Here is a 25,146-nt window from a genome sequence, read left to right on the forward strand (position 1 = left end):
CACCCGTTCGCCACTGATCCAAGAAGCAAGCTTCTCTTCACCGTTCGACTTGCATGTGTTAAGCACGCCGCCAGCGTTCGTCCTGAGCCAGGATCAAACTCTCCGTAAATGTTTGATTGCACGAAACCCGAAGGTAACGGCACATCTAGTGCAGAAAGCCGCCGGAATGGGCGAACAATCTGCAAGTTTGAAACTGACAGAACAAATCATTACTGACTTGCTTTGTTGTTTAAATGTTTTCCAAAGGAATCTCTTGGCATTCACCCGCTAGAAACGGGATCCAACCACGAGGTTTTTGGCATTTGACATTGTGCACGCTGTTGAGTTCTCAAGGATCGGACGCACCCAGGTTCAGGCCACGCTGTTTGACCAGCACTGCGGCTTTCGTTTTGGGGCAACCTGTCTAACTTATCTCACCGTTTTGACCCTGTCAAATCGAGCATTTCGCGTTCCTGGCGGTTGAAAAACACACGCAAAAACACGACTCGAACCTGTTAGGTCAGCTTGGTGAGCCGAAATCATCTTAGGCTTCCACGCACGTTCCTACAAGAGGAATCTGTGTGTGTAATGGCTGAGAGTTGGTCCCACTTGAGGCCGGGAAGCGCTGCGGCTTTCCGCACCTTTGGGGTACGTATAGATACATTACGGCGACGCGGAGCAGCCGTCAAAAGCACCGTCTTCTCGGGCGTGTCCGGCCCTTCGGGCCTTTTCCTGTCGCGGATCAGTAGCGGTAGTGGTCGACCTTGTACGGGCCCTCGATGGGCACGCCGATGTAGGCCGACTGCTCGGGGGTGAGCACGGTGAGCTCGACGCCGAGCGCGTCGAGGTGCAGCCGCGCGACCTTCTCGTCGAGGTGCTTGGGCAGCACGTACACGCCGACCGGGTAGTTCTCCGGGTAGCAGTAGAGCTCGATCTGCGCGAGCACCTGATTGGTGAACGAATTGCTCATCACGAAAGACGGGTGCCCGGTGGCGTTGCCCAGGTTCATCAGACGCCCTTCGGAGAGCACCAGTACGCTGCGTCCGCTGGGCAGGCGCCACTCGTGCACCTGCGGCTTGATCTCGACTCGCACGGCGCCGGCGAGCGTCTCGAGGGCGGCCATGTCGATCTCGTTGTCGAAGTGGCCGACGTTCGCGATGATCGCGAGGTGCTTCATCCGCAGCATGTGGTCGGTCGTGATGACGTTGAAGTTGCCGGTGCCGCTGACGAAGATGTCGACCTGGTCGACGACCGATTCGATCCGGGCGACCTGGAAGCCGTCCATGGCGGCCTGCAAGGCATTGATCGGGTCGATCTCGCTCACGATCACGCGAGCCCCCTGCCCGCGGAGCGCTTCGGCGGCGCCCTTGCCGACGTCCCCGTAGCCGGCGACGAAGACGACTTTGCCGCCGATCAGCACGTCGGTGGCGCGGTTGAGTCCGTCGGGCAGGGAGTGGCGGATGCCGTACTTGTTGTCGAACTTCGACTTGGTGACCGAGTCGTTCACGTTGATCGCCGGGAACAGCAGCTGCGAAGCGGCCGCCAGCTCGTAGAGCCGGTGCACTCCGGTGGTGGTTTCCTCGGTGACGCCGGCGATCGCCTCAGCGATCCCGGTCCAGCGGTCCGAGGACTCGGCCACTGACCGGCGGAGCGTCTCGAGCACCACCTTGTACTCGTGGCTGTCGGAGTCGGACGGCGTCGGCACCGCGCCGGCCAGCTCGAACTCCCGGCCCTTGTGCACGAGCATCGTGGCGTCCCCGCCGTCGTCGAGGATCATGTTCGGGCCGGTCCAGGACTCCCCCGCCGCGGCGGCTTCCGCGCTCCAGTCGAAGATCCGGTCGGTGCACCACCAGTATTCGTCGAGCGTCTCGCCCTTCCAGGCGAAGACGGGAACGCCGGCCGGGGCATCCGGGGTGCCGGTGGGACCGACGGCGATCGCGGCGGCCGCGTCATCCTGGGTGGAGAAGATGTTGCAGCTCGCCCAGCGCACCTGGGCGCCGAGCGCGACGAGGGTTTCGATCAGCACGGCGGTCTGCACGGTCATGTGCAGCGATCCGGCGATGCGGGCCCCGGCGAGAGGCTTCGTTTCGCCGAATTCGGTGCGCAGGGCCATCAGGCCGGGCATCTCGTTTTCGGCGAGGCGTAGCTGGTGGCGGCCCGCCTCCGCCAGGGAGAGGTCGGCGATCTTGAACGCGGGGGCGGTGGTCGAAGTCATGCGACCATCTTGCCATCCCGGGCCGAGACGGGCCGTCAGTTACTGGCCGCTCTGGTTTCTCGCTGGTATCTGGCTGGTATCTAGCTGAGTTGCGGAGAAAGTACCTTCGTTTTGCGATTGAGGGTACTTTTTCCGCAACTCAACTTGAACAGGAGCGCAGGAGCACAGGAGCGCAGGTGGCGCCAGGAGACTGCGGGGGCCGTCGCGGCTAGGAGGCTGCGGGGGTCCTCGCGGCAAGGAGGTCGACGGCGACGAGCTCTGCGATCTGCACCGCGTTCAGGGCGGCGCCCTTGCGCAGGTTGTCGTTGCTGATGAAGAGGGCGAGGCCCCGCCCGTTCGGCACGCCCGGGTCCTGGCGGATCCGGCCGACGAAGCTGGCATCCTGTCCCGCTGCCTGGAGCGGGGTGGGGATATCCGTCAGCTCGACGCCGGGAGCGTTCGCGAGCAGTGCCCGGGCGCGCGCGACGCTCAGCGGCTTGCCGAACTCGGCGTTGATGGAGAGCGAGTGGCCGGTGAAGACCGGCACGCGCACGCAGGTGCCGGAGACCAGCAGGTCAGGCAGTTCGAGGATCTTGCGGCTCTCGTTGCGGAGCTTCTTCTCCTCGTCGGTCTCGAATTCGCCGTCGTCGACGATGGAGCCGGCGAGCGGGATGACGTCGAAGGCGATGGGGCGGGCATAAACGACGGGTTCCGGCATGGTCACGGCCGACCCGTCGTGCACGAGCTGGAGCAGGTTCGCATCCTGGGCGGCGACGCGCACCTGGGTCGCCAGCTCGCGGGCGCCGGCGAGGCCGCTGCCCGAGACGGCCTGGAACGTGCTCACGATGAGGCGTTCGAGGCCGGCCTCGTCGTGCAACACCTTGAGAACGGGCATGGCCGCCATCGTGGTGCAGTTCGGGTTGGCGATGATGCCCTTGCCGGCCCGCTTGATCGCGCCGGGGTTGACCTCGCTTACAACCAGCGGCACGTCGGGGTCCATCCGCCAGCCGGAGGAGTTGTCGATCACGGTGACGCCGGCCGCTGCGAACCGGGGCGCCTGCGCCCTCGACAGCGTGGCGCCGGCGGAGAAGATCGCGACGTCCAGCCCGGTCGGATCGGCGGTCGCGGCATCCTCGACGACGATGTCCTCGCCGCGCCAGGGCAGGGTGGTGCCGGCGGACCGGGACGAGGCGAAGAAACGGATGCCGGCCACCGGGAAGTCGCGCTCCTCGAGCAGGCGGCGCACAACGGCCCCGACCTGGCCGGTTGCCCCCACGACGCCGATCTGGATGCCTGTGCTGCTGGTCACTGTGTCTTCCTAACGTGCTCGCCGGTCTTGTAGGCTGGGTTCGGGGGCTAACTCAGGACATTCTCTCAAATCCACCCTGATTCCGGCCGAATCTGCCCGATTCGGCCGGAATCTCCTGAGTTGGCCACAAGGGCGGCCGGGTAAGGAGGGTGCGGGCGGGTTGGGGGCCGGGGGCCGGGTTCGGGCTAGCGGCCGGTGCCGCCGTGGACGACGGCCTCGTCGTCGGTGTCGAGGCCGAAGGCGGTGTGCACGACGCGCAGGGCCTCCTGGATGGTGTCGGCCCGGGTGACGACGGAGATCCGAATCTCACTGGTGGAGATCATCTCGATGTTGATGCCGGCCAGGAAGAGCGCCTCGAACAGCTTCGCCGAGACCCCGGTGTTGGTGCGCATGCCGCCGCCGACGAGCGTGAGCTTACCGATCTGGTCGTCGTACTGCAGGCTCGAGAAGCCGACGAGCTCCTTGTCGTTGGTCAGCGCGGTCAGCGTCTGCTGGCCCTCCGACTTCGGCAGGGTGAACGAGATGTCGGTGACGCCGGTGGCGACGCCGGAGACGTTCTGCACGATCATGTCCACGTTCGCGTTGGCGCCGGCGACGATCTTGAAGATCTGGGCCGCCTTGCCCGGCACGTCGGGCACGCCGACGACCGTGATTTTGGCTTCGCTCAGGTCGGCGGCAATCCCGGCGATGATCGGCTCTTCCACTATCTCTCCATTCGGATCCACGAACTCGGTGTTGTAGACGATCGTGCCCTGGTTGTTGTTGAAGGACGACCGGACGTGCAGGGTCACGCCGTGACGACGTGCATATTCCACGGCTCGTATGTAGAGCACCTTGGCGCCGCCGGCCGCGAGCTCGAGCATTTCCTCGCTCGAGATGCGGTCGAGTTTTCGGGCCTGGGGCACGACTCGGGGGTCAGCCGTGAAGACCCCGTCGACGTCGGTGTAGATCTCGCAGATGTCGGCCGCGAGGGCTGCCGCGAGGGCGACGGCGGTGGTGTCCGAGCCGCCCCGGCCGAGCGTGGTGATGTCCATGGTGTCGCGGTTGAAACCCTGGAAGCCGGCGACGATGGCGACGGCGCCTCCGTCGAGGGCGTCACGGATGCGCCCGGGAGTCACGTCGACGATCCGGGCCGAGCCGTGGCGGGCATCCGTGATCATGCCGGCCTGGCTGCCGGTGAAGGAGAGCGCGTCGTAGCCCATGCTCTTGATGGCCATCGCGAGCAGCGCCATCGAGATTCGCTCCCCGGCGGTGAGGAGCATGTCGAGCTCGCGCGGGGCGGGGATCGGCGCGACCTCGTGGGCCAGATCGAGCAGCTCGTCGGTCGAATCGCCCATGGCCGAGACCACGACGACGACGTCGTTGCCCGCCTTGCGGGTGTCGACGATGCGCTTGGCCACGCGCTTGATGCTTTCCGCGTCGGCGACGGATGATCCGCCGAACTTCTGCACGATCAAGCTCACGTGGCACTCCTGAGGTTGGGTTCGCGGGCGTTGAGCCCAAACATCCATCATAAATGGACTTATATTCGCGGCCCGCCATGTGACGTTGCGGTGCTGCGGGGCGACGGGGCGGCGACCGCTTGGAGCCGTGGCTGGCCGGGCGGTCAGCTCGTAACGACGCGGCGACCCTCGAACGCGCGGCCGAGGGTGACCTCGTCGGCGTACTCGAGGTCCCCGCCGACGGGCAGGCCCGAGGCGAGGCGAGTGACGCGGATCTCGAGGGTGGTGAGCAGGCGCGACAGGTAGGTCGCCGTGGCCTCGCCCTCGAGGTTCGGGTCTGTGGCGATGATGACTTCCTGCACGGTGTTGTCGGCCAGGCGCTGCATCAGCTGGCGGATGCGCAGGTCGTCGGGGCCGATGCCGTCGATCGGGCTGATCGCCCCGCCGAGCACGTGGTACAGCCCGCGGAATTCGCGGGTGCGCTCGATCGCGACGACGTCCTTGGCCTCTTCGACCACGCAGATGATCGCGGGGTTGCGGCGGGGGTCACGGCAGATCATGCAGGTCTGTTGTTCGGACACATTGCCGCAGATGTCGCAGAAGCGCACCTTCTCACGCACCTCGAGCAGCACGTGTGCGAGGCGGCTCACGTCGAAGTTCTGGGTCTGCAGGATGTGGAAAGCGATGCGCTGGGCGGACTTCGGCCCGATTCCGGGCAGGCGGTTCAGCTCGTCGATGAGCTCCTGGACGATTCCTTCGTACATGGCTTAGTCGTTTCTCGGTCGGACGGCCGGCTCATGCGACTGTTCCTCGAGGAAGGTCGCGCCGAGGATCTCGCGCACCACCGACTCGCCGTAGCGCTGCTTCTCGGAGAAGGAGGGGGCGGATGAGGTCGCCGGGCGCTTGGCGGCGGGGGTGGGTGCGGCTGCGGGGGGTGCGGCGGCCTCGGCCGCTGGTGCGGGTGCGGCGGCGGGAGTGGGAGGTGCGGCGGCGGCAGGTGCGGCGGGGGCAGGTGCGGCGGGGGCCGAGGTTGCCTCGGACGAAGCCTCGGCGGGCGCGGTCGTCACGGCCGATACGGACGCAGCAGGGGCGGCGGATGAGGCGCCGCGGTCGTCGTACATCGGGTCTTCCGGCGGGGCGTCGTCGAACGGCGGCGGCTCCTCGTCGAACGGGGGCTCAGGGGCGGGCGCAGACTCGGGTGCCGGAGCGGACTCCCGTGCGGGCGCGGACCCGGGCGCGGACCCGGCTGCGGGCGCGGACCCGGGGATGGCGACCGTCGCCCAGCCGGTGGCGCCGGCCGGGGAGCCGACCGCCGGGGGCGACGCCGCAGAAGCCTGCGCCGCTGACTGGGCCGACGCTGCCTTCGCCGTCGACGCCGCGGATCGCGCGGGCTGCACGGCCGGCGCAGGTGCAGGTGCGGATGCAGGTGCGGACGCTGATGCAGGTGCGGTCGGCTCAGCGACGGCGGTCGGGGTTGCCGGCCGGCCCTGCTGCCCGGAGTGTCCCGCCGAGCCGGCGGGAGCATCCGCGTCGCCGCGGGCGATGAACTTGACCCGCAGGCCCAGCACGCTCACGATGGCCGCGCGCAGGTAGTCGCTGACGCCCTGGCCGGGGGCCGTCTGCTGTTTGAAGCTGGCGACGTCCGATTCGCTTGGGAAGGACATCACGAGCACGTCGTTCTCGCGCAGTTCGGCCACGCTCGCCGTGAAGACGACGAGCCAGGCGCTGAGTTTGGCCGCCTTGACGGCCTCGAGCACCTCGGGCCAGGCATCCTTCACCTGCTGGAGGGTGACGGGTCCGACCTGCTTGGGAGCGGCGGGGGCGGACGCGGCGGGGGCGGCTGCTGCCGGCGGGGATGCGGCGGCACCGCGGGCGGGCGGAGCGGCCGGCGGGGTCACGGAAGCCTGCCGTTCGGTCTGGGTGTCGGCGGAAACCGGAGTTGCCGTCCGGTTCACGGCGCGCGCGCCGGCGTTCGCGTTCGCGTTCGCTTCGGTGCTCGCGTTAGCTCCGGGGGTCGCGCCCGACGGGGCATCCGTTCGGCTTGCCGCGGGCGTCTGCATCGGCGCGTCGACGGGCACCTGGCCCGTGACTTCCTGTCCAGCAACTTCCTGTCCGGCGACGCCGATGCGCCGCTCGAGCCGCTCGACCCGGGCGAGCGCGCCGCGGTTCGAGTCGTCGCTGGCCGGGATGAGCGAGCGGGCGACCATGAGTTCGAGGTGCAGGCGCGGCGAGGTGGCGCCGGTCATTTCGGTGAGGGCGGCGTTCAGGATGTCCGCGGTGCGGGACAGCTCGGCCGGTCCGAACTTCGCGGCCTGCACGGCCATGTGGTCGAGCTCGTCCTGCGGCACGCCGCGGAGCACGGCCGCAGCGCCGGCCGCCGAGGTCGCGGCGACGACGATGAGGTCGCGCATCCGCTCGAGAAGATCTTCAACGAAGCGGCGTGGGTCCTGGCCGGTCTGGATCACGCGGTCGACGGCGTCGAAGGCAGAGGCGGAGTCGCGCGCGGCGATGGCGTCGATGGCCTCGTCGAGCAGGGCGCCGTGGGTGTAGCCGAGCAGGGCCACGGCGCGTTCGTACTCGATGACTTCCGAGTCGGAGCCGGCCATCAGCTGGTCGAGCAGCGACAGGGTGTCGCGGGGGGATCCGCCGCCGGCGCGCACGACGAGCGGCAGCACGCCGGGTGCGACCTGCATGCCTTCGGCGTCGCACATCTTCTGCACGTATTCGAGCATCGGGGCGGGCGGAACAAGCCGGAACGGGTAGTGGTGGGTGCGCGAGCGGATGGTGCCGATGACCTTCTCGGGCTCGGTCGTCGCGAAGATGAACTTGATGTGCTCCGGCGGCTCCTCGACGATCTTGAGCAGCGCGTTGAAGCCCTGCGGCGTGACCATGTGCGCCTCGTCGAGGATGAAGATCTTGTAGCGGTCGCGGGCCGGCGCGAAGATGGCGCGCTCACGGATGTCGCGGGCATCGTCGACGCCGTTGTGGCTGGCCGCGTCGATCTCGACGACATCGAGCGAGCCGCCGCCGTCGCGGGAGAGCTCGACGCAACTGGGGCAGACGCCGCAGGGCGTGTCGGTGGGGCCTTCGGCGCAGTTCAGGCAGCGGGCGAGGATGCGCGCTGACGTGGTCTTGCCGCAGCCGCGGGGTCCGCTGAACAGGTACGCGTGGTTGACGCGGTTGGTGCGGAGCGCCGTCATGAGCGGATCGGTCACTTGTGACTGGCCGATCATTTCGGCAAACGTCTCTGGCCGGTAACGGCGATACAGTGCGGTGACCACAGGTCAATGGTAGTCGGCGCCGCTGACAAAGAGCCCCGGCTGCGCGCGGCGGGCGGGCGGGGGCGGGGCGCGGGTGGGGGCGGGGCGCCCGGGGCGGATGCGGCGTCGAGAGTCGCCGAATACGCCGAGAATCGCCGGCGCAACGGCGACTCTGGGCGGAAACGGCGATTCTCGGCGGATTCGGCGGGCTGGGGAATCTCCCCGGGCGGACGGACGGCCCGGGCGAGGGGGTTCCCCGGCCGGGCCGCCTGACGTGCCGGTCGGACTAGCCCTTGACGTACTGGTTCGGGTTGAGCACGTACTTCGTCGCCGCTCCGGCGTCGAATTCCGCATAGCCGCGCGGGGCATCCTCGAGGGTGATCGCCTTGGCGTTCACGGCCTTCGCGATCTGCACCTTGTCGTGCAGGATCGCCATCATCAGCTGCCGGTTGTACTTCATCACGGGGCACTGCCCGGTCGTGAAGGAGAGCGACTTCGCCCAGCCGAGGCCGAGCCGCAGCGACAGGTTTCCGGTCTGGGCGGCCGCATCGGCCGCACCCGGGTCGCCCGTGACGTAGAGCCCCGGGATGCCCATCGCGCCGCCGGCCGCGGTCACGGTCATCAGCGAGTTGAGCACGGTCGCGGGAGCCTCGGTGGACGCATCCTTGCCGTGTCCGCGGGCCTCGAACCCGACGGCGTCGACGCCCGCGTCGACCTCCGGCACACCGAGGATCTGCTCGATCTGGTCCTGCGGCTCCCCCTTGGTCAGGTTCACCGTCTCGCAGCCGAAGCTGCGGGCCTGGGCCAGTCGCTCCTCGTTGAGGTCGCCCACGATGACGACGGCTGCGCCGAGCAGCTGTGCGGACACGGCGGCGGCCAGCCCGACCGGGCCCGCCCCGGCCACGTAGACGGTGGAGCCGACGCCGACGCCGGCCGTCACGGCGCCGTGGAAGCCGGTGGGGAAAATGTCGGAGAGCATGGTCAGGTCCATGATCTTCTCGAGGGCCTGGTCGCGGTCGGGGAACTTCAGCAGGTTCCAGTCGGCGTAGGGAACGAGCACGTACTCCGCCTGGCCGCCTACCCAGCCGCCCATGTCGACGTAGCCGTAGGCGCTGCCCGGCCGGTCCGGGTTGACGTTGAGGCAGATTCCGGTCTTTCGTTCCTTACAGTTGCGGCATCGGCCACAGGAAATGTTGAACGGCACGGAGACAATGTCGCCAACCTTGATGAATTCGACGTCCGGGCCAGCCTCGACAACCTCGCCGGTGATCTCGTGGCCGAGCACCAAATCCGCCGGGGCTGTGGTGCGGCCTCGGACCATGTGCTGGTCGGATCCGCAGATGTTGGTGGTTACCGTCCTGAGGATCACCCCGTGCGGTACTTTTCGACCGACGTTCGCCGGATTGACTCCCGGCCCGTCTTTCAATTCAAAGGTGGGATAGTCGATGTCGATGACCTCGACGACTCCCGGGCTCTTGTAGGCAACGGCTCTATTCCCGGTCATGAAAGTACCTTCCTAGTTCGCTCAGCCGACCGGGGGTTATCGCCCGATCCGCGCATGGATTCCTCTAGTTGGTGCCCTTTGACTCCACTACACGTCGGCCGGATGCGCAACCCTTCGGCGATTCGAATCGCGGCCCGGCGGCGTGACATCCGCCGAGATTGACACTTGCGGCCGAGATCGCCTGGTGCGCCGGGCGATCTCGACCGGAACCGGCGAGCTCGGCGGATGCGGCGGCGGTCGGCGTGGCGGCGGGCGGCGAGAGTCGCCGAATACGCCGAGAATCGCCGGTGGACGGGGGACTCTCGGCGGAAACGGCGACTCTCGGCGTGAGCGGGCGCGCGGCGTGGGACGGGCAGGCGGCGGAGGGGCAGCGCGGCCCGCGACGCCGAGCGCGTGGCCGTGGCCGAGTCCGTGGCCGTGGCCGTTGCCGAGCCCGAGCGCGCGGCCGTGAGGAGGTACGCGCTAGAGGGCCGAGAGGGTCTGGCGGGCGATCTCGAGTTCCTCGTTGGTGGGGATGACGAGCACGGCCACGTCCGAGTCATCCGTTGAAATCAGGCGCGGGCCGCGGGCCGGCGACGCGTTACGCCCTGGATCGATCCGGATGCCGAACGCCTCGAGGCCGCCCAGCGAGCGTTCCCGCACCAGCGCATTGTTCTCGCCGACGCCGGCCGTGAACGAGATCACGTCGACCATGCCGAGCTGCGCGAAGTAGTTGCCGACATAGCCCTTGAGCCGGTGCAGATAGACGCCGAGCGCGAGCTCCGCCGGTCCGTCGCCGGCCGAGGCGGCCGTGATCACGTCGCGCATGTCACCGCGCCCGGTCAGGCCCAGCAGCCCGCTCCCCCGGTTCAGCAGCTCGTCGAGCTCGTCGATGCCGATGCCGGCCTTCCGGTGCAGGTGGAACAGCACACCCGGGTCGATGTCGCCCGAGCGCGTGCCCATCACGAGGCCCTCGAGCGGCGTCATCCCCATGCTCGTTTCGACCGAGAGCCCGCCGCGCACAGCGCAGACGGATGCCCCGTTGCCGAGGTGAAGGACGATCTGGTTGAGCTCTCCCAGCGGCCGGCCCAGGAACGCGGCCCCGGCGTGGGCGACGAAGCGGTGCGACGTGCCGTGGAAGCCGTAGCGGCGGATCCGGAAGCGCTCGGCCAGGTCGGCGTTGATCGCGTAGGTGAAGGCTTCGGCCGGAAGCGTCTGGTGGAAGGCGGTGTCGAAGACCGCGACGTGCGGCACGTCGGGGAAGCCCTGCTCCGCGGCCACGATGCCCTGCAGCGCGCCGGGGTTGTGCAGCGGGGCGAGCGCCGAGAGGTCGTCGATGTCGCGCCGCACGCCCGGGGTGATCCGGGTCGGTTCCTGGAACCGGGCGCCGCCGTGCACGACGCGATGGCCGACCGCGACGGGCGCGTGTTCACTGAGCGACGGACCGTGCTGCTCGAACGCGTCGAGCATGACCTGGAAGCCGATCGTGTGATCGGGAATCGGCAGTTCGCGGGTGAAGCGGGCCGAACCGGCGGATGCCGCGGAGCCGGACGAACCGGCGGATGCCGGGGAGCTCGCGGCCGCGTTACCGTCGCCGACCGTGTGCGTCGACTGCCCCATCGTCTCGCCGATGCGCTCGACGAGGCCGCCGGCCAGGACGGACTCCGTGTCCATCTCGATCAGCTGGTATTTGAAGGAGGACGACCCCGAGTTGACGACCAGGACCGCGGTCATGCGCTCGGCGCCGACAGGCCGGTCACCCAGTGGCTCTCGGTCGGCACCGTGGCCGAGTCCGAGTCCGAAGCCGCCGCCGTGGCCGAGTCCGAGTCCGAGAGCGAAACCGGCACCGCGGCCGAGCCAGAACCCGGCGCCGCGGCAGCAGCGGACGTCAGGGCCTGCTCGTCCGACAGCGCGGCGGCCTGGATCGCGGTGATCGCCACCGTGTTGACGATGTCCTGCACGAGCGCGCCACGGGAGAGGTCGTTGACCGGCTTCCGCAGGCCCTGCAACACGGGGCCGATCGCGACGGCTCCGGCGCTGCGCTGCACTGCCTTGTAGGTGTTGTTGCCGGTGTTGAGGTCGGGGAAGATGAAGACGGTGGCGCGGCCGGCCACGGCGGAACCGGGCATCTTCGTGGCCGCGACGGCGGCATCCGCTGCGGCGTCGTACTGGATCGGCCCCTCGACCGGCAGGTCGGGACGGCGTGCCCGCACGAGCGCGGTCGCGGCGCGCACCTTCTCGACGTCGGCGCCCTCACCGGACTCGCCGGTCGAGTACGACAGCATCGCCACGCGCGGGTCGATCCCGAACTGCCTGGCCGTCTCCGACGCGGAGATGGCGATGTCGGCGAGCTGCTCCGCGGTGGGGTCGGGGATGACCGCGCAGTCGCCGTAGACGAGCACCCGGTCGGCGAGCGCCATCAGGAACACGCTCGAGACGACGGATACGTCCGGCCGGGTCTTGATGATCTGCAGGCCGGGCCGGATGGTGTGCGCCGTCGTGTGCCCCGCGCCGGAGACCATGCCGTCGGCCAGGCCGAGCTGCACCATCATGGTGCCGAAGTAGGAGACGTCGGTGACGACATCCCGCGCCTGCTCGAGCGTGACGCCCTTGTGCGCCCGCAACTTCACGTAGGCCTCGGCGAACTTCAGCCGGAGCACGTCGTCGAAGGGGCTCAGCACGTGCGCCTTGGAGATGTCCAGGCCGAGCCCGATCGCGCGGGAGCGCACCTCGAACTCTTCGCCGAGGATGGTCAGTTCCACGACGTCGCGGGCGAGCAGGGTCGCGGCGGCGCGCAGGATCCGGTCGTCGTCGCCCTCCGGCAGCACGATGTGCTTGCGGTTCTGCCGGGCCCGCTCGAGCAGGGTGTACTCGAACATGAGCGGGGTGACGACGTCGGCCCGGCTCACCTTCAGCCGGTCGAGCAGGGCGGATGCGTCCACGTGCTTTTCGAACAGGGCCAACGCGGTGTCGTGCTTGCGCTGCGAGTCGGCGGCCAGCCGCCCGCGAGTGTGCGTGATCCGCAGCGCCGTCTCGTAGGAGCCCATGTCGGTGCGGATGATCGGCACCGAGGGCGCGAGGCCGTCGACGAGCCGCTCGATGACCTCCGGCAGCTCGAAGCCGCCATTCAGCACGACGCCGGCGATCGACGGGAAGGTGGCGGAGGAGTTGGCCAGGAGCACGGCGAGCAGCACGTCGGCGCGGTCGCTCGGGATGACGACGACCGACCCCTCGATCAGGCGCGGCAGCACATTGGCCATCGACATCGCGGCGACGACGACGCCGAGCGCCTCGCGCGAGAGCATCTCCGGTGCCCCGGTGACCAGGGTGCCGTCGATGGCCTCCATGATGCTGCGCATGCTCGGCGCCACGAGGTACGGGTCTTCGGGGATGATCCAGACCGGCACGTCGCTGGCCCCGGTGGGGAGCAGGGCCGGGTCGACGGCGACCGAGCGCACGGCGGCGACGAGTTCGTCACTGCGGTCCGGGTCGGCGCGGTTGACGATCATGGCCAGGAGCGAAACGTGCTCGTCGCGGAGTTCGGCGAGTGCGACATCCGTCAGCTGGCGGATGTCTTCCGGCGAGCGCGGATCGCTCTGGCCGAGCCGTTCACCCTTGGCGAACTGCTCGCCCTGGTTGGGGCCGACGCGGCCGCCGAGCACGAGCAGCACCGGGGCGCCGAGGTTCGCGGCGATGCGGGCGTTGAAGGCGAGTTCGGTGGGGCTGCCGACATCCGTGTAGTCGGAGCCGATCACGACGACGGCGTCGCACTGGGCCTCGACGGCCTTGTAGCGGGCCACGATCCGGGCGAGGGCCACCTCGGGGTTGGCGTGCACATCGTCGTAGGTGACGCCGACGCACTGCTCGTAGCTCAGCCCGGGCGCCGCGCCGGGGGCGGCACCGGCGGCGAGGTGGGCGCGAAGCAGTTCGAGCACGTAGTCGGGCTCGTGGGACGACCGGGCGATCGGCCGGAAGACGGCGACCCGCTCGATCGAGTGCGAGAGCGTGTCGAGCACGCCCAGGGCGATGCTCGACTTGCCGGTGTTCCCCTCCGCGGAGGTGATGTAGATGCTTCGTGCCACCCCTCTACAGTATCCGGCGCACGCGCTCGAGGCTGTCGGGCCCAAGCTCCGCCCGGGGCGCTGCGGTTTGAGTTGCGGAAAAAGTACCTTCAATTCGCCAACGAAGGTACTTTCTCCGCAACTCAGCGCGGGATCAAGAGGGAGGGAGGGAGGGAGGGAGGGAGGGAGGGAGGGAGGGAGGGAGAGCGCCAGGCTAGGTGTTGTCCCCGCCCGTGGCATCGGACGTGCCCGCGGCCTCTGAGCCGGCGCCTTGCCAGGTCCACTCGGTGACTTCGGGGATGTCTTCGCCGAAGTCGCGGGTGTACTGCGTGGCGCGGAGGCGGGCATCCTCCATGTCCTGCCGGAGCATCCCGGCGCGGGCGCCGAGCCCCGGCACCCGGTCGATCACGTCGATGACCAGGTGGTAGCGGTCGAGGTCGTTGAGCATGACCATGTCGAACGGGGTCGTGGTCGTGCCCTTCTCCTTGTACCCGCGCGCATGCAGGTTGTCGTGCCCGGTGCGGCGGTAGGTGAGCCGGTGGATCAGCCACGGGTAGCCGTGGTAGGCGAAGATGATCGGCTTGTCGGTGGTGAAGATGGAGTCGAACTCGCGGTCGCTCATCCCGTGCGGATGCTCGCTCTCCGACTGGAGCACCATCAGGTCGACGACGTTGACGACGCGCACCTTGAGCTCGGGCATCCGTTCGCGCAGGATGGATGCGGCGGCGAGCACCTCGAGGGTCGGCACGTCGCCGGCGGCGGCGAGCACGACATCCGGCTCGGACCCCGGCTCTTCGGTGCCGGCCCAGTCGAAGATGCCGGCGCCGCGGCTGCAGTGCGCGATCGCCTGGTCCATGGTCAGCCAGTTCGGGCCGGGTTGCTTGCCGGCGACGACGACGTTGACGTAGTCGACGCTGCGCAGGCAGTGGTCGTAGGTGGAGAGCAGGGTGTTCGCGTCGAACGGGAAATAGACGCGCACGACATCCGAACTCTTGTTGACTACGTGGTCGACGAAGCCGGGGTCCTGGTGCGAGAAGCCGTTGTGGTCCTGGCGCCAGACGTGCGAGCTGAGCAGGTAGTTCAGGCTCGACACCGGGCGGCGCCACGGGATCTCGCGGCTGACCCCCAGCCACTTCGCGTGCTGGTTGAACATCGAGTCGATGATGTGGATGAAGGCCTCGTAGCAGTTGAACAGGCCGTGGCGCCCGGTGAGCAGGTAGCCCTCGAGCCAGCCCTGGCACTGGTGCTCGCTGAGCATCTCCATCACCCGGCCGGCGCGGGCCAGGTTCGTGTCGCCGGGCAGCAGCTGCGCGCCCCACTGCTTGTCTGTCGCCTCGTAGACCGCCGGCGCGAGACGGTTCGACGCCGTCTCATCCGGCCCGAAGATGCGGAAGTTGTCGGGATTGTCACGGATGACGTCGGCCAGCCAGGTGCCGAGCACCCGGGTGGCCTCGCCGACGGTCGCGCCCGGCGAGGGCACGTCGACGGCGTAGTCGCGGAAGTCCGGCAAGCGCAGGTCGCGGCGGAGCACGCCGCCGTTGGCGACCGGGTTCGCGCTCATCCGCAGGTCGCCGCCGGGAGCATGGGCCGTGATCTCTGCGCTCGGCGCCCCGGACTCGTCGAAGAGTTCCTCCGGGCGGTAGGAGGCCATCCAGTTTTCCAGCAGCGCGGTGTGCGCCTCGGTGTCGCGGGCGTTGGCGAGCGGCACCTGGTGCGCCCGCCACGTGCCCTCGACCTGCACGCCATCGATGACGGGCGGGCAGGTCCAGCCCTTCGGCGTGCGCAGGATGATCATGGGCCAGCGCGGACGTTCGGTGTCGCCGGCCGCGGCGCGAAGCTTGATCGCGGCGATCTCGTTGAGCACCAGGTCGAGGGTCTGCGCCATCCGCTGGTGCACGATCATCGGGTCTTCGCCGTCGAAGCCGCCGGAGACGATGTGCGGCTGGTGCCCGTAGCCGCGCATCAGCTCGAGCAGCTCCGACTCGGGGATGCGGGCGAGCACGGTGGGGTTGGCGATCTTGTAGCCGTTGAGGTGAAGGATCGGCAGCACGACGCCGTCCTGCAGCGGGTTGACGAACTTGTTCGAGTGCCAGCTGGTGGCCAGCGGCCCGGTCTCGGCCTCGCCGTCGCCGACTACGGCGGCGACGAGCAAATCCGGGTTGTCGAAGGCCGCGCCATACGCGTGGCTGAGGGCGTAGCCGAGCTCGCCGCCCTCGTGGATCGAACCCGGCGTCTCCGGCGCGACGTGGCTCGGGATGCCGCCGGGGAAGGAGAACTGCCGGAACAGCCGCCGCATCCCGTCGACGCTCTGGTCGATGTCGGAGTACACCTCGGAGTAGGTGCCGTCGAGCCAGGCGCTCGCGACCAGGCCGGGGCCGCCGTGGCCGGGGCCGGTGACGTAGAGGGTGCTCTGGCTGCGCTCCCGGATGACCCGGTTCAGGTGCGCGTAGAGGAAGTTGAGGCCGGGGGTCGTGCCCCAGTGCCCGACCAGGCGACGTTTGACGTGTGCCGCGGTGAGCGGCTCACGCAGCAGCGGGTTGTCGAGCAGGTAGATCTGGCCGACCGAGAGGTAGTTGGCGGCCCGCCAGAACGCGTCGAGGCCGGCGAGCGCCGCGTCGTCGAGGGGCGCCGGCTGCCGGGTCGGCCAGGGGGTGGAAGCTGGGGCGGAAGCGCCGCGGGTTCCGGGGGTTCCGGGGGCGGAAGCGCCGGGGGAAGGCGGGGTGGAAGCTGTGAACGGGGAAGACATGGAGTCCCTTCGGCCATCGTGCAACGCGTGAGCCCTGCCCCGCCATCCTAGGGACGACCCTGCCCGGCGGGAAAGGGCGCGCGTCGGTCAGACGGAGACGTCCCGGCGGTTCAGCCCCACCACGGCGAGCGCGACGAGCAGGGCGCTGAGGCCGGCCAGCAGGGCGAACCCTCCCCAGTCGACCCCGTTGATCAGCGGCTGGTTGCCGTAGGCCCAGTGGTACGGGGAGAGCGTGTGCATCCATTCGAGGTTGTCGTCCTGGTTGCCGAGGGCGTTGAGCGTGTAGCCGAGCACCGCGACGGCGGCCCCCGCGACGAGCGCCGGCACGCGGCGACCGGTCCATGCCCCCACGCACAGCGCCATCGTGCCGGGCAGCAGGGCCAGCGCGGCAAAGATGACGGATGTCTCCAGCGCGTTGCCGACGTCGATGCCGAGATCCGATGGGCCGTTGAGCGCCAGCACGAGGGCGAGGGTGACGCCGGCGAGGATGATCACCTTGAGGGTCATCGCCAGGGCCCGCTCGAGCACGACCCGGCTGCGGGAGACCGCGTGGGCCAGGGTGAGTTCGAGCCGGCCGGCCTCCTCGTCGCCGCCGACGGCCTGTCCGCCCCAGCCGACCGCCGCGATGGTCAGGAACGCGAACCCCAGCAGGCCGTAAATCGTGGCCTGGACGTAGCCCGGGCCGGAGGCCATGAGGTCGTAATTCAGGGCCTTGATCAGGGCCTGCGGCATGCTTTCGATGACCTGGGCGATGCTCGCGTCGCCGAACGAGCGGTGCAGCGGCAGGTAGACGAGCGTCGTGCCGGCGATGGCCGCAGCCCAGCCGACAAGCCCGGGCCAGGTGTCCCTGGCCACCTTGGCGAAGAGGGGCAGGGAGCTAGACATGGCCCGCGCGGTCCGACGTCGGGGGTTCGGTCGGGGGTTCGGTGTCCGACTCCGCATAGAGAGTCAGCACGGCCTCCTCGAGGTTGGGTTCCTCGATCACGAGGTCCTGCAGCGGCAGCCCGGCGACGGCGGCCACGAACGGCCCGACCGCCCCGACCGCCCCGCTGAGGGTTGCCCGGCACTCGATGACCGGGCCGGTTTCCGCGCCGGTTTCCGCGCCGGTTCCCGCGCCGGTTCCCGGGCGGGTTCCCGGGCGGGTTTCCGGGCGGGTTTCCGGGCCGGGGGAAAGCCGGCGGGTGTCCAGACGACCGACGCCGGGGATCCCGGCCACGCGCAGGGCGACCTCCGTCTCCGACAGCCCGACGGTGACGATCCGCGCGTGGCGGACGGCGGACTCCCGCAGTTCGGCCACGGTGGCGGTCTTCACGACACTGCCCTGGCGGAGGATGGCCACCGAGTCGGCGGCATCCTGCACCTCGCTCAGCACGTGCGAACTGAGGAATATGGTCTGGCCGTTGGCGGTGGCTTCGCGGGCCATGGCCTGGAACTGCTGCTGCACCAGCGGGTCGAGGCCGCTGGTGGGCTCGTCGAGAACGAGCAGCCGCGGGCGGTGCATGAAGGCCTGGATCAGGCTGAGCTTCTGCTTGTTGCCCTTGGACAGCCGGCGCACGCGCTCGTCGAGGTCGAGCCCGAGGGTCGCCGCCAGCTCGTCGATGCGGCCGGGCTCCACCGGGCCGCTGATCGACGCGAAGTCGTTCAGCAGCCTTCTGGCGGTGAGCCCGCTCTGCAGGTGAAGCTCCCCGGGGAGGAAGCCGATCCGGCTGCGGAGGTCCGACCCTCCCGCGCGCGGCGAGACGTCGAGCACGCGGATCTCGCCCGACGTCGGACGGATGATGTCCAGCAGCAGCCGCATCAGGGTGGTCTTGCCCGCCCCGTTGGGGCCGATCACGCCGAAGACGCAGCCGGTCGGAATGGCCAGGTCGATGCCCGCCAGCGCGACGGTGCGGCCGAAGCGTTTCACCAGGCCTCGGGTCTCGACGGCGTAGTCGCCGGAGGATGTCGGGAGAGTCACGCCGACATCATGACACCGGCGCTGGCGGGCCAGAAGGGCACAAAAATGACTCCTCGCGCACCCACCAGAGCCCAGTTACCCTTGCTACGTTTCCGTCCTGGGGGAGTTGGCTGAGATAGCGCCACGCGAGGAGCCGCCCTTAGTTTAGGCGGGACAAGCGCGGCAGCCCAAACCGGGCGCGCGTGCCGGCGGTCGCGACGTGCGAGTTCGGCCTGCGGTGCGGCATCCGCGGGGGGCGCGTGGGGCTTGCGCGAGGCTCGCGTGCGGCCCTCGCGTGGCTCGCGTGCGGCCTGCGCGGGGCTCGCGTGCGGCTTTCAGGGGCCCCGGGACGGCCCTCGAGGAGCTCCGGGACGGCCAAACGAACCGGCGCGGCGGCATGCGGCGGAAACGGCCTCCGGAAACAGGTAAGATTCTCTGGTGCCGTTCCTCTCTCCGAGGATCGGCCGGCCAGGAGAATTCGCCTAGTGGCCTATGGCGCACGCTTGGAAAGCGTGTTGGGTGAAAGCCCTCGGGGGTTCGAATCCCCCATTCTCCGCCAAAGCAAATGCGTGTTGGGTGAAAGCACAGCGCCCACTCGCGGGGTTCGAATCCCCCACTCTCCACCAAAGCACATGCGTGTTGGGTGAAAGCACAGCGCCCACTCGCGGGGTTCGAATCCCCCACTCTCCACCAAAGCACATGCGTGTTGGGTGAAAGCACAGCGCCCACTCGCGGGGTTCGAATCCCCCACTCTCCACCACGTAGTCCCCGCGAAACTGCAGTTGTGCGCGCTAAAACACGCTGAGAACGCGCACAACTGCGGTTTCGCGGCGGGTGGGACGGCCGCGCCACGTTGAGTTGCGGAGAAAGCACCTTCGTTGGCGCGGGGAAGGTACTTTGTCCGCGACTCAGTTGCCGGCGGAGGCAAATGGCGGGCGGGCGATCGGGCAGGCCCCAGCCGCACGCCGTAGCGTGGGGGTATGACGATTTCTCCCCTTGTCGAGCCGGGCGCCGAGCTCAGCGCCGCCGAGTCCGCACGCACCGTCCGCCAGCGCGGGCTTCCCCCGCTCACCGAGATCGACCGCCGCCGGCTGGCCAGCGCCCGCGTGCTCGTCCTCGGAGCCGGACGGCTCGGATCTCCCGCCGTGCGCAACCTGGCCTCCGCCGGGGTCGGCACGATCGGGATCGTCGCCGCCGACGACATCGAGATTGAGCTTGACCCGAACACTGAACCGAACACCGGGGGCAACACCGCGCTTGCGCCCGTGTCTGCACGCGACTCGGTGCTCGAGTTCGCACCGGTGTCCGCACGCGCTTCTGCCACCGAGGCGGCGCCCGGATCCGGGTCCGCGCCCGAGTCCGCATCCGCGTCCGGGCCCGCCCCCGCGCCCGCAGTCGCGCCGGCGCAGCCCAGCAGGCGAGCCGGTCGCCACGCGGCGGAACCGGCGAAGGAGGCCCCGGCCGAGACCCCCGCCGACGCCGCTGCCGACGAGGTGGCCGAGCTCGCCGCCGAGGCCGCACCGGAGGCCGACATCATCCGTCACCCCGGCCGTCTCACCCCGGCCAACGCGTTCGAGATCCTCGCCGGCTACGACCTCGTGATCGATTGCGCCGACGACTTCCCCGCGCCGTTCCTCGCCAACGACACCTGCGCGGCCCTCGGACTGCCGCTGGTCTGGGCATCCGTGCTGCGCGGCGACGCCCAGCTGTCGGCCTTCTGGGCCCACCCTCCCGCCGGCAGCGACGTCACCGGCGTTCACCTGCGCGACCTCTACCCGGCCCCGCCCGCACCGGGCGAACGACCGGTCTTCCCCGATGCCGACGTGCTCGGCGCGCTCTGCGGCCAGGTCGGATCGCTTATGGCCGGCGAGGCGATCAAGCTCATCACCGGCATTGCCGAGCCGCTGCTCGGACGCCGCCTGGTCATCGACGCTCTGTCCGGTCGGTTCACCGAAACCCCGCTACTCGGCACGGGCGTGCCCGCGGCCTGCGCGATGCCGGCCGTGCCGACCGTCGGAGCGGTGCCCGCCGTCGGAGCCGTGCCCGCCGTCGGAGCCGTGCCCGCCGTCGGAGCCGTGCCCGCCGCCGGAGCCGCTCCGGCCGCCCTGCCCACGCTCTCCCCGGTCGAGCTCGTCGAACGGATGACGGCACTCGCGGCCGGCACGGACGCCCTGCTCGTCGTCGATGTGCGCGAGCCCGCCGAGCACGCCGAGAGCGCCGTGCCGGGCTCCCTGCTGCTGCCGCTCGACCGGATCCTCACAGCGGAGGGCAGGGAAGAGCTCCCCCGCGACATCTCGCTCGTGGTGCACTGCCACCGCGGAACCCGGGCCGACCGCGCCGCGACCGCCCTCCGCGACGCGGGCTTCACCGACGTGTCGGTGCTCTCCGGCGGAATCGTCGCCTGGGACCACGCCGTCGCCGGCGGCACCGCCCCCGGCCGCGGCAGCGAATGGGCCGACGCCCTGACGTCCCAGCCCGCCCCGGCCCAGGGCTGAGACATGACCGGCCACGAGCACAACGCCAGCCATGAACACGAGCACGACGGCCGGCGCGGCGACGCGCATCCGCACGGCCGCGACCACGAACACGCGCACCCCGCCCCCGCGGATGACTGCGCGATTCCGGCATCCGCCCGCAGCGTCGCCGAGCAGCAGGGCGCCGTGCTGGCAACCGTGGCGCCCCTGCCCCCGGCCCGCGTGACCCTCGACGAGGCGCGCGGCCTGGTGCTGGCCGAGGACATCCGCAGCGCCACCGACATTCCCCCGTTCGACAATTCGGCCATGGACGGTTACGCCGTGCGCCGGGTCGATGTGCAGCAGGCCTCCGCCGCGGCGCCGGTCACCCTGCCCGTGATCGCCGACCTCGCCGCCGGCACCGCCGACAACCCTCGGATCGGGGCCGGCCAGGTCGCCCGGATCATGACCGGGGCGCCCATGCCCGATGGCGCGGATGCCGTGGTGCCGATCGAAGACACCGACCGCGGCACCGACACGGTCACGATCGTTCGAGCGCCGGCGCCCTCCGCGCACCTGCGCCGAGCCGGCGAGGACGTGCGCGCGGGCGACACCGTGCTCGTGGCCGGCGTGCGGATGGGGCCGACGCGGCTGGCCGCAGCGGCGAGCGCCGGGGCGGGAACCGTTTCGGCGCATCCGGCCCCGCGAGTGGCCGTGATCTCGACCGGCAGCGAGCTCGTGCCGCCCGGCCAGGCCACCGGGCGCGGGCAGATCCCCGATTCCAACTCCTTCCTGCTCGCCGCCGCCGTCGCGGAGGCCGGCGGGGTGCCGGTTCGCCTCGGCTCCGTGGCCGACGACGAAGACGCACTCCGCGAGTTGCTGGCCGCGCAGGCCGGACTGGTGGACGCGTTCGTGCTCTCCGGCGGCGTCAGCGTCGGGGCCTACGACGTGGTCAAGGCGGTGCTCGCCCCACTCGGCACGATGCGTTTCGGGCCGGTCAGGATGCAGCCGGGCAAGCCCCAGGGCTTCGGCCGCTGGATGCCCGGACCGGACGGCTCTCCCGGGCCGGTCATCTTCGCCCTGCCCGGCAACCCGGTGAGCGCCTACGTCTCGTTCGAGGTGTTCGTGCGGCCGGCGCTGCGCCGGATGCAGGGCCACACCGACCTGCACCGGCCCACCGTGACCGCGACCGTGGCCGACGGCTGGACGTCGCCGTCCGGCCGGGCCCAGTACATGCCGGTCACCGTGGAGCGTGACGACGCGCTGACCCGGGTGCGCCGGGCCACCTCCGGCGGCTCGGGCTCGCACCTCGTCGCCGGGCTCGGCCAGGCGACCGGGCTGGCCATCGTGCCGGAGGATGTCACCCTGGTGGCCGCCGGCGACCTCGTCACGGTCATGCTCACGTCATGAGGCGCGACGGGGTCGTGCCCGCGGGGGTCGTGGCCGCTGGGGTCGTGCCCGACCTGATCGTGCTCGCCGGCGGCAGCGGCAGCCGGCTCGGCGGCGTGGACAAGGCGGCAGTCACGATCGCCGGACGCACGCTGCTCTCCCGCGCGCTCGATGCCCGCGCCCTGACCGCGCGCACCGTCGTCGTCGGGCCCGAATCCAGCCGGCCGGCCGCCGGGGCCGCCGCCGCAAAGGTGCTCTGGGCGCTCGAGGATCCGCCCCTCGGCGGGCCCGCGGCCGGCGTCGCGGCCGGCCTGGCCGCGCTCGAACGCGACGCGGCGGCCGGCGCCGACGCGGCAGCCCCGACCGCCGACTGGGTGCTGCTGCTGGCCTGCGACCTGCCCTGGGCTGCGGATGCCGCGCGCATCCTGCTCGACGCGGCGGAAGACGCTGCCGATGCCCCAGCCGACGCCGGCGCGCCCGACGCGCTCGACGGCATCCACCTCGTCGACGCCGACGGCCGGGACCAGTGGCTCGCCGGCCTGTACCGGGCGTCCGCCCTCCGCGCGGCCGTGCGGCGCGCCGGCGCCGACGTGCGCGGGGCGCGCATGCGCGACCTGCTCGCCGGTTTCAGGCTCCGCGGCATCCGCGACGACTCGAACGCCGGGAAGGACGTCGACACCTGGCAGGCTGTCGCCGCCACCGAGGTGCTCCTGGCCTCGCCGGCGAACACACCAGCGAACCCGCCGGCACCCGGATCCGACGCCGCCGCATCCGGCCCCGCCTGCGGGTAGTCCTCCGCGGTGCGGTTCCCAACTGCGGAGAATCTCGGGATCGGGTAGCGCATCCGCCGAACGGCGCCGCCCCTGGCGTTCCGCGACCGGAATCTTCGCAGTTTGGTACGCCGTCTGCGCATAACTCCGCCAAAAATTCAGGCGCGCGCCCTGAACCCGCGGAATCACGGGGTTGCTGCGGCGATCGCCGCGGATCTGGCGGAGTTATGAACCGCGGGCGCGACGAAAGCCCGGGCAAGCGGCGTTTCAGGGGGCCCAAACCTGCCGTTTCCCACGGTTCTTTCACACGAGTGCACTTTTCACGGCGTTCCTTGCTTGCCACGGCCATGCGGACCCGCCATGCTGACACTCAAGCGGGCCCCCGCGCCCGATCGCGTTGACGGCGAGGACGCACATGACGCCTGCAGTAACGTCCACTCTCAGCTCCGACCTCTCGAATTGGGACCCGGAGAACGAAGCGACCTGGGATTCCAGGCTCGCCTGGCGCACGCTGTGGATCACCACGTATTGCATGCTGCTCGGCTTCGCCACCTGGTACCTCGTCAGTGCGATCGCCCCGCGGCTAAACGACATCGGCTACGACCTCAGCCAGGAGCAGCTGTACTGGCTCGTCGCCGTCCCCGGGCTCGCCGGCGGCCTGCTGCGGCTGGTCTTCATGTTCCTCCCCCCGCTGATCGGCACCCGCGCCCTGGTCGCGATGTCATCCGCGCTGCTGCTGCTGCCCATGCTCGGCTGGACGCTGGCCGCCCGGGACACCTCGACCCCCTACTGGGTTCTGCTCGCGCTGGCCTTCGCGGCCGGCGTCGGCGGCGGCAGCTTCTCCGGGCTGATGGCATCCACCAGTTATTTCTTCCCCAAGCGCCTGGCTGGAACGGCGCTCGGCCTGCAGGCGGGCCTCGGCAACTTCGGCATCGGCCTGATCCAGGTGCTCACGCCGTGGATCGTCGGTTTCGGCCTGCTCGGCACGGCCGCGCTCACCCCGCAGAGCACCGCCGAAGGACAGTTCGTCTGGCTGCACAACGGCGGACTCGTGCTCGTCCCCTGGGTGCTGCTCGCCGTCGGGCTGTCCCTCTTCTACCTGCGCCGGGTGCCGATCAAGGCGAACTTCCGGCAGCAGATGGACATCTTCAGGATCAAGCACACCTGGATCATGACGGCCATCTACCTGATGAGCTTCGGCGCGTTCAGCGGGCTCGCCGCCCAGATGGGGCTGATGATCCTCAGCATCTACGGCGACTTCGAGAACGCGCCCGACCCGCTCGCCTTCGCCTTCATCGGGCCGGCCATGGGCGCCCTCGTGCGGGCCGGTGCCGGCCCCCTCTGCGACAAATGGGGCGGGGCGATCTTCACGTTCATCGGCGGGGTGGGGATGACAGTCGGGACAGTCATCACGATCTTCTTCCTCAGACCAACGAGCGTCGACCAGTTCTGGGGCTTCCTCATCGGGATGCTCATCATCTTCTTCTTCGCGGGGCTGGCCAACGCCGGTACGTTCAAACAGATGCCGATGATCTTCCCCAAGCGTCAGGCCGGCGGGGCCATCGGATGGACGGCCGCGATCGCGGCCTTCGGCCCGTTCATCGTGGGCATGGCGCTCACGGCCGTCAGCCCGACGGCCTTCTTCATCGGCTGCGCCGTCTGGTGTGCGTTCTGCACCGGCCTCGCCTGGTTCTTCTACGCCCGTCCCGGCGCCCCGAACCCCGGCTGACCCGCCCAAATCACGCCGTGAGATCAGGGTGCGGCGCCGGATTCTGGCACCGGCGAGCCCTCACGCATGTGGCACGCCCCGCCAGCGCGGGCTCCTGGTGCTCCTGTGGCGTCGGCCGGCCCCTGCCGGCTCCCGCGGCTCCGGCCGACTCCCGTGGCTCCGGGCCGACTCCCGTGGCTCCTGCCGGCTCCTGCCGGCTCCCGGCGGGGGCCAACTCAGGAGATCCGTGCCGCGCCGGCCCGACAGCCCTGGAATCCCGCGGTGCGCTACAGCGGCGTCCCCGATTCTCCTGAGTTCGCCACACACCCGCGCGGCGCGACCCGCGGCCGACTCGCCCAACCCGGCCCAACCGCCCGTGAGGGGTCGCAAATCGACCTTCCCGGGCCCAACGAAGG

Annotated in this window: 15 protein-coding genes, 1 tRNA gene, 1 rRNA gene and 1 other RNA gene; 5 read left to right on the plus strand and 13 right to left on the minus strand. The window is 70.0% G+C overall.

The features are described 5' to 3' along the window. The 13 genes from BLQ39_RS12070 to ffs form a co-directional block, all read right to left on the minus strand. Positions 1-109 (minus strand): 16S ribosomal RNA (locus tag BLQ39_RS12070); the annotation flags it as partial. A gap of 612 nt (positions 110-721) precedes the next feature. Then, entirely contained in the window at positions 722-2,194 is a 1,473-nt protein-coding gene (gene ahcY, locus BLQ39_RS12075) for an adenosylhomocysteinase (protein ID WP_092324297.1), read from the minus strand. Positions 2,195-2,402: 208 nt separating this feature from the next. After that, entirely contained in the window at positions 2,403-3,482 is a 1,080-nt protein-coding gene (locus tag BLQ39_RS12080; protein ID WP_092324298.1) for an aspartate-semialdehyde dehydrogenase, read from the minus strand. A gap of 185 nt (positions 3,483-3,667) precedes the next feature. Further along, positions 3,668-4,945, minus strand: a complete 1,278-nt coding sequence (locus BLQ39_RS12085; RefSeq protein ID WP_092324300.1) for an aspartate kinase — start codon at positions 4,943-4,945, stop codon at positions 3,668-3,670. Between the two features lie 143 nt (positions 4,946-5,088). Beyond that, positions 5,089-5,688, minus strand: a complete 600-nt coding sequence (gene recR, locus BLQ39_RS12090; protein ID WP_092324301.1) for a recombination mediator RecR — start codon at positions 5,686-5,688, stop codon at positions 5,089-5,091. A gap of 3 nt (positions 5,689-5,691) precedes the next feature. Beyond that, entirely contained in the window at positions 5,692-8,157 is a 2,466-nt protein-coding gene (locus BLQ39_RS12095) for a DNA polymerase III subunit gamma and tau (RefSeq protein ID WP_241986988.1), read from the minus strand. A 313-nt stretch (positions 8,158-8,470) separates the two neighbouring features. After that, entirely contained in the window at positions 8,471-9,688 is a 1,218-nt protein-coding gene (gene fdhA / locus BLQ39_RS12100; protein WP_092324304.1) for a formaldehyde dehydrogenase, glutathione-independent, read from the minus strand. Between the two features lie 462 nt (positions 9,689-10,150). Then, the gene (locus BLQ39_RS12105; RefSeq protein WP_092324306.1) at positions 10,151-11,401 is read right to left on the minus strand and encodes an acetate/propionate family kinase; all 1,251 of its coding nucleotides are present in this window, start codon (positions 11,399-11,401) and stop codon (positions 10,151-10,153) included. Then, a complete protein-coding gene (pta, locus tag BLQ39_RS12110; RefSeq protein WP_092324307.1) occupies positions 11,398-13,749 on the minus strand; it encodes a phosphate acetyltransferase in 2,352 nt (783 codons plus the stop codon). Before pta ends, BLQ39_RS12105 begins: the two co-directional genes overlap by 4 nt. Before the next feature lie 193 nt (positions 13,750-13,942). After that, positions 13,943-16,474 (minus strand): phosphoketolase family protein, encoded by a 2,532-nt coding sequence (locus tag BLQ39_RS12115; RefSeq protein WP_092324309.1) that lies wholly within the window; start codon positions 16,472-16,474, stop codon positions 13,943-13,945. 87 nt (positions 16,475-16,561) lie between these two features. Then, positions 16,562-17,359, minus strand: a complete 798-nt coding sequence (locus tag BLQ39_RS12120) for an efflux permease Rv1217c-related protein (protein WP_092324311.1) — start codon at positions 17,357-17,359, stop codon at positions 16,562-16,564. Continuing rightward, on the minus strand, positions 17,352-18,431 hold the full coding sequence (locus tag BLQ39_RS12125; protein WP_092324312.1) for an ABC transporter ATP-binding protein: 1,080 nt from the start codon (positions 18,429-18,431) through the stop codon (positions 17,352-17,354). Before BLQ39_RS12125 ends, BLQ39_RS12120 begins: the two co-directional genes overlap by 8 nt. A gap of 41 nt (positions 18,432-18,472) precedes the next feature. Then, positions 18,473-18,569: signal recognition particle sRNA small type (gene ffs / locus BLQ39_RS12130), an RNA gene on the minus strand. 312 nt (positions 18,570-18,881) lie between these two features. On the opposite strand from ffs, the gene BLQ39_RS12135 reads away from it, so the two are divergent. From BLQ39_RS12135 to BLQ39_RS12155, 5 genes are all read left to right on the plus strand, one after another. Then, positions 18,882-18,969: transfer RNA gene (locus tag BLQ39_RS12135), tRNA-Ser, on the plus strand. Between the two features lie 421 nt (positions 18,970-19,390). Next, the gene (locus tag BLQ39_RS12140) at positions 19,391-20,905 is read left to right on the plus strand and encodes a ThiF family adenylyltransferase (RefSeq protein ID WP_092324314.1); all 1,515 of its coding nucleotides are present in this window, start codon (positions 19,391-19,393) and stop codon (positions 20,903-20,905) included. A 3-nt stretch (positions 20,906-20,908) separates the two neighbouring features. Next, positions 20,909-22,273: a molybdopterin molybdotransferase MoeA gene (locus BLQ39_RS12145; RefSeq protein WP_092324315.1), complete on the plus strand. Its 1,365-nt coding sequence runs from the start codon at positions 20,909-20,911 to the stop codon at positions 22,271-22,273. Beyond that, positions 22,270-23,043, plus strand: coding sequence for a molybdenum cofactor guanylyltransferase (gene mobA / locus BLQ39_RS12150; RefSeq protein WP_241986980.1), 774 nt, complete (start codon positions 22,270-22,272; stop codon positions 23,041-23,043). Before BLQ39_RS12145 ends, mobA begins: the two co-directional genes overlap by 4 nt. 394 nt (positions 23,044-23,437) lie before the next feature. After that, positions 23,438-24,751 carry an MFS transporter gene (locus tag BLQ39_RS12155; protein WP_092324317.1) on the plus strand — a complete coding sequence of 438 codons (1,314 nt, stop codon included), beginning with the start codon at positions 23,438-23,440 and terminating at the stop codon, positions 24,749-24,751. Positions 24,752-25,146: the final 395 nt, after the last annotated feature.

It is taken from the genome of Cryobacterium psychrotolerans (assembly GCF_900101115.1).
Taxonomy (GTDB): Bacteria; Actinomycetota; Actinomycetes; order Actinomycetales; family Microbacteriaceae; genus Cryobacterium; species Cryobacterium psychrotolerans.